Origin of the sequence: Pseudochrobactrum sp. AO18b (genome assembly GCF_000409565.1) — a bacterium.
Classification (GTDB): Bacteria; Pseudomonadota; Alphaproteobacteria; order Rhizobiales; family Rhizobiaceae; genus Pseudochrobactrum; species Pseudochrobactrum saccharolyticum.
Map to the genome: position 1 here is coordinate 1 of NZ_ANNO01000411.1, position 5,982 is coordinate 5,982.

Sequence of the window (5,982 nt, forward strand, 5' to 3'; positions counted from 1 at the left end):
CGCAGTTTTTGCATCCTGTTTACCGGCCAGCATCGCTTCATATTCTTCATTGAGAATATCACGTACCTGCGGCAGGTTTACGAGACGTACGCCCTTGGAATTGGCGGTCGGCTCTTTGCCCATCATCTGCAGGATTGGTGTTTCACGACCTGGATTCTTTTCGTAGAAACCGGATTTCTTGGTTTCTTCATAGGCTTCCAGTGTTACCGGCAGATAGCCGGACACCTGATGCAGGCGAGCCTGAATCTTGGTCTGGGACAGGAAGTTGAAGAACTGGGCAATGCCCTTATATTCTTCATCGCTCTTGCCGCCGAATACCCAGAGGCTGGCGCCGCCCGGAATAGTGTTCTGCGGACGACCTTCACCTTCATAATAAGGCAGCTGGCCGATACCGTAATTCATGCCGGATTTAACCACATCGCCCAGACCACCGGAGGATTCTGTCAGCATAGCGCATTCACCGGAAGTGAAGAGCTGCTTGGCTTCCGATGTGCGGCCGCCGTAACGGAACGCGCCGTCTTTGGCGAGATCAGCCAGGCCCTGGAAATGCTGCTCGAACAGAGGCGCATTGATTTCCAGTTTTACGTCCAGACCGGCAAGGCCGTTTTCATTGGTGCCGTAAGGAACATTGTTCCATGCAGCGAAGTTTTCTGTCTGGATCCATGTCAGCCATGTAGATGTATAACCGCAGGCTGCTGCGCCGCTGGATTTGATCTTGCGTGCTGCTTCAAACACTTCAGGCCATGTTTTTGGCGCAACTTCAGGATCAAGGCCGGCCTTTTTGAAAGCGTCCTTGTTGTAATAGAGGATCGGTGAAGACGAATTATACGGGAAGGACAGCATGGTGCCGTCTGCTTTTGAATAATAAGCGGTAATACCGGCGAGGTATTTTGACTTATCAAATGTGAAGCCGCCTTTTTCCAGTACTTCGGCAACCGGCATAACCGCGCCTTCAGCACCCATCATCACACCGCTGCCTGCATCAAAAACCTGCAGAATTGCCGGTGCCTGCTTGGCGCGGAATGCAGCGATACCCGCATTCAGAGTTTCAGGATAGGTGCCTTTATAAACAGGAACGATTTTGAATTCGCTCTGGCTTTCATTGAATTCTTTGGAGAGCTGTTCAACAACTTCGTTGTTGGAGCCGGCCATACCGTGCCACCATTGCAGTTCGGTAACCGCAAATGCGTTGGATGCGAATGCAACGGACATTGTTAATGCCGCTACTGAAACAGTCATCAGACGTTTGGACATGACTTCTCCCTGAAGGTCCCTGAAGATCAATGAAGCGGAATATCGCTGCGCCGGTGTTGCGTGTACGCCGTTCAGCCAAGAGTTCCGCGGTTGCCATTAAGCTCTTTCGTTTTAGCGCATATAACATTTAATACGAAAGAGAAAAGCACAATTACGAAAGCTATTCACGCATAATTCTATGCGCAGACACATTTTGGCGAAGAGTTTGTCACAAAACAAGCGATAATAAAATTGCGTGCCATAAAGTTCGTGATTTCAGGAAAATGCTGCGGGCAGGGTGATTCTTTGCCGCTCACGGGTGGAAAATCCACAATTCAGCCAGAAAAAAAGCCGGACTAAAAAGCCCGGCTGAATTTAAGAAGACATTTAGATGCCTTCGAGGGGAACACTTGCAACGCGAAATGGGAGGAAGCGCGCCAGCAAGTGACCTTCATATGGAGCAAGCGTTAAATAAGTTCAAGGTCATGTTCACAGTTTTTTTGACCAAAACGTAAAATAATTGCGCCTGTGTATTTCAGCCACAGTTTTTGCAGGGTGCTTTGATATGTCTATGCATATAAACGTGCCGACAAGTGGTCAGCCGCGCCTTGCCTGCATAATGCCGGCGATGACGATGAGGCCGCCACAAATCTGCCAGATGCTCAGCGGTTCTGACAGGAGGATCCATGCCAGAATTGCTGCCACAACAGGCTGGATTAAAAGTGTGAGCGAAGAAAACGCAACCGGCAGCCATGCAATAGCAAATGTAATCAGGCTTTGTCCGGCGGCTTGCGTCATCCATGCCAGGGCGCAGACAACAACCCAGCCAAACAAGGTCAGCGGGAAATATTGCGTTTCAAAAATCAATGCGAGCGGCAGAATAGTCAGGGTTGCACTGATTGTGGTGCAGAGCATGATCGTTGAGGTGGAAAAACGGCGGCGCGTGAAGCCGAGCATCAGAATATAGGCGGCATAAAGAATAGCAGCGCCCAGAGCCACGGCATCGCCTTTGAGGCTGCTGTGGCCGGAAAGGTCAGGGCCGCCTTTGAGGATCAGCACACCAAAAATTGCGATAACAAGACCGCTGATAAAAATCCGGCTGATTTTCTGTTTCAGGAACAGCCAGCCGCCAAGCGCTACAAAAATCGGGGACAGGTTAACAATCAGCGTCGAATTGGCAACGGATGTCATGGTCAGCGAAATATGCCAGACCACCAGTTCCAGCCCGATCAGAATGCCTGGAACGGCAAGGATTGCCAGATCACCAAGAGAAGCCGGTTTGACCTGATCCACGCCATGCTTCATCCGGTTATTCAGGATCAGCATCGGGATAATCGCCAGTGCCAGCCGCCAGAAAGCCGTGACAATCGGGCCGGTTTCGGCAAAGCGCACCAGAATAGGCGAACAGCTGATGAGCAACCCGCCAAGCAAAAGCGCGATAATCGCTTTTCTCTGTGTCTCAGGCGTGCTTTGCAGCAGGCCGGTTGCGTTTATTGGCGCGGCTTCGGAGGGTGACTTGTTCATGTTTAACCTGCCGCTCCTTACGAAGCAGCCTTATATGTGAGAATGCAGCATAAGTGCAGGCATCTGCTGGCAGGATATGCTGGCCGTATTTTGAGTGATCCGCTGCCTGCGACATGCTTTGTCATCGGAGAGAGTATCTCTCAGTTGCGCGCTTCGGCAGATAGTCAGTCTTTATGTGATATATATCAAAACAATTATATAAAACAGCGCGTCTTTTGACGGACGCGCTATTTCTTATCTCTCTATAGCCGGTGCTTATTCTTCAAAGCCGACGATACCTTTGATTTCGACAAATTCACGCAGGCCGAAAACGCCGTATTCACGGCCATTGCCCGATTGTTTGTAACCGCCGAAAGGTGCCGCACCGTCCCATGGCGCATCATTAATATAGACATTGCCGGTGCGCAGACGTTTCGACAAAGCCTGCGCTTCTTTCAGATCACCCTGAATATAGGACGCAAGGCCGTAGACCGTATCATTGGCCATTTCGACCGCTTCATCCAGATCATCATAGCCAATCATCGACAGAACAGGGCCGAAGATTTCCTCGCGGGAAATGCGCATATCATGGCCGACACGGGCAAAGATGGTCGGGCGCACATAATAACCGGCATTGAGTTCCGCAGGGCGGCCGGTGCCGCCGGTTACCAGTTCCGCACCTTCATCAATACCTGCCTGAATCAGATCCTGAATCTTGTCGAACTGCAACTGGCTGACGACCGGACCGAGATCGGTATTGGCGGAATTCGGATCGCCGGTGCGGAATTTTTCTGCTGCATCACGGGCGATTGCAATCGCATCATCCATAGCTTCCTGCGGTACCAGCATGCGGGTCGGTGCATTACAGGACTGACCGCTATTACCGAAGCAACGGGTTACGCCGGTACGCACGGCCTTATCCAGATCGGCACTGCGCAGGATAATGTTCGGGGATTTACCGCCGAGTTCCTGATGTACACGTTTTACGGTCGGTGCTGCGGTCTGTGCAACGCTGACACCGGCGCGGGTAGAGCCGGTAAAGGACACCATATCCACATCTTTATGGCCGGAAAGCGCGACGCCGACAGTCGGACCGTCACCATGAACGAGGTTGAACACGCCTTTCGGCACACCGGCTTCATCCATGATTTCTGCGAACAGAATGGCACTGACCGGCGCAATTTCTGAAGGCTTCAGCACCATTGTGCAGCCGGTAGCAATGGCTGGTGCAACTTTTGCGGCAATCTGGTTGATCGGCCAGTTCCAAGGGGTGATCATTGCCACCACGCCGATCGGTTCATGCACAACGCGGGTTGTGCCCTGCATATAGGCATATTCAAAAATTTCAGCGGCTTTAATTGCTTCCATCAGATGGGCAGTGCCAGAACCGGCCTGTGCAGCCTTAGCCATGGCCAGCGGTGCGCCCATTTCCTGCGAGATTGCGGCGCCGATTTCATCCGAGCGGCGGATGAAAATTTCGAGAATGCGCTTAAGCAGAGCGAGACGCTCTTCTTTACTGGTGACGGAGAAGCTTTCAAAAGCGGTTTTGGCGGCGGCTACTGCCTTGTCGACATCGGCAGCGGTGCCCATTGCGATTTTGGTAAAAGGCTGCTCGGTTGCAGGATTGATGACATCCAGTGTTGTAATTGGGCTTATTGCCGGATCAACCCATTCACCGTTGATATAAAATTTGAGCGCGTGATCCATAGTTCCCATCCTGTCATGCTGTTTATGCGGTTTTTTAGAAATTTTGCGCGCAGTTTAGACCTAAACCCCGTGATTACAACTGCATAAACGGCACGGGGTGATGAAATTTTCCGCTCTTAAAGATCGTTGCAATGTAATTATTTCTGATGTTTGCGTTTTGTTTTTCTGTATTATTATTAAGTAATGATACGTATTATTGATATTTAAAGTATATATTGCGCTATTGACTATTGGTAAATTGAATAATTATAGAAGTATAGTTTTGGCAATTTAGAGATTATATTTAATTAGTTTGCTTAATTATAAATTTATATTTTAATAATGCATATTGAATGTGTTTTTGCTTGGAGCCTTGCCGGAACAAAAACAATAAATGCGCTGCAACGGACTGTGCGTGCATTTGATAAATGTGATCGGGTGAGGAAAATGCAGACAAACACTGTTATTCAGAGTGGGAAATTCAGCTCTGTGCAAATCTTGCGCGGCCTGGCGGCATTGCTGGTCGTTATCGGGCACACATTACAGCATCCGATGGCTGAACCGCCGCCGATACTGGGTGTTTTGGGTGCTTTTGGTGTTTCAATTTTCTTTGTAATCAGCGGATTTATTATCAGCTATATTCATCCGCGTGACTTCGCACCTGCAGTTTTTTTGTGGCGGCGCATTATACGCATCGTGCCGCTTTACTGGCTCTGCACAATATTTCTTGCGCTCTGCGCGGTTTATTTGCCGAGCTTGTTTAAGTCGACGAGTTTTACGCCATATTATTTGTTTAGTTCGCTCGCTTTTATTCCGGAACTGGTGCCGGGGACTGTTGATGATTGGCGCCCTTTGCTGAAGCCGGGCTGGTCACTCAATTATGAGATGTTTTTCTATCTCATCTTTATTCTGTTCTGGTGGTGTGAGAGCAGTTTGCGGCGCACAGTCTTTATGAGTCTGGCACTCGGCGTGCTGATTGCAGGTGCGTTTTTTGTTGAGCGAAACAGCAGTGTTACAGCTTTTTATCTTAACTTTAATCTGATGCCGTTTCTTGCCGGTATATGGCTTGCTGAAATGCAGCGCCGCGGTTTCTGGAGTGATTTTTCCGTCAACTCCCTGCCGGTATTGTTGTTTTTCGTGACGCTCAGCATTGGTTTGCTGTTCAGTGTTGATCTGACGGTGTTGCCGCTGTTTATCGAAAATCTTGCTTATCTGACCGCATCCGTGCTGCTTGTTGTAACGGCGCTTTGTACGGATCGCTGGGTCAAAACTTTATCGCCGCGTAATCTGTTTGTACAAATTGGCGACAGTTCCTATTCGCTCTATCTGACACATATGTTTGTCGTTGGTGCGGGCTGGGCGGTCTTCAACCGGCTTGGTTTGGGTGGCTGGGCTTTTCCGCTGGCGGTGGTTGCAATTATTATTGCAAGTCTTGTCGGCGCGAAGATTTCTTATCTGATTATTGAGAAACCGTTTATGCGTTTGGGACGTAAAAAAGCAAAGCTGCAATATCCGGTGCCTCAGCCGTCTTAACATCAGGAAAAAGGCCTCCGCTGTATA

Annotated in this window: 4 protein-coding genes; 1 reads left to right on the plus strand and 3 read right to left on the minus strand. The window is 49.6% G+C overall.

The window, feature by feature from the left end; all coding sequences use genetic code 11:
• The 3 genes from ugpB to A918_RS0115795 all read right to left on the minus strand — a co-directional run.
• Positions 1-1,254: sn-glycerol-3-phosphate ABC transporter substrate-binding protein UgpB (gene ugpB / locus A918_RS0115785; protein WP_022711989.1), on the minus strand; the 1,254-nt coding region annotated here is incomplete at its 3' end.
• Between the two features lie 576 nt (positions 1,255-1,830).
• Positions 1,831-2,757: a DMT family transporter gene (locus A918_RS0115790; protein ID WP_022711990.1), complete on the minus strand. Its 927-nt coding sequence runs from the start codon at positions 2,755-2,757 to the stop codon at positions 1,831-1,833.
• A 255-nt stretch (positions 2,758-3,012) separates the two neighbouring features.
• Positions 3,013-4,443, minus strand: a complete 1,431-nt coding sequence (locus tag A918_RS0115795) for an aldehyde dehydrogenase family protein (protein ID WP_022711991.1) — start codon at positions 4,441-4,443, stop codon at positions 3,013-3,015.
• Positions 4,444-4,869: 426 nt separating this feature from the next.
• Here A918_RS0115795 and A918_RS20780 point away from each other — a divergent pair, with 426 nt between their 5' ends.
• Complete coding sequence (locus A918_RS20780; protein WP_022711992.1) at positions 4,870-5,955, plus strand: acyltransferase; 1,086 nt, start codon at positions 4,870-4,872, stop codon at positions 5,953-5,955.
• Positions 5,956-5,982 lie beyond the last annotated feature (27 nt).

Excerpts from the sequence above, each read along its gene's own strand:
- A918_RS0115790 (WP_022711990.1), bottom strand. The coding sequence starts at position 2,757 with ATGAACAAGTCACCCTCCGAAGCCGCGCCAATAAACGCAACCGGCCTG.
- A918_RS0115795 (WP_022711991.1), bottom strand. The coding sequence starts at position 4,443 with ATGGATCACGCGCTCAAATTTTATATCAACGGTGAATGGGTTGATCCG.
- A918_RS20780 (WP_022711992.1), top strand. The coding sequence starts at position 4,870 with ATGCAGACAAACACTGTTATTCAGAGTGGGAAATTCAGCTCTGTGCAA.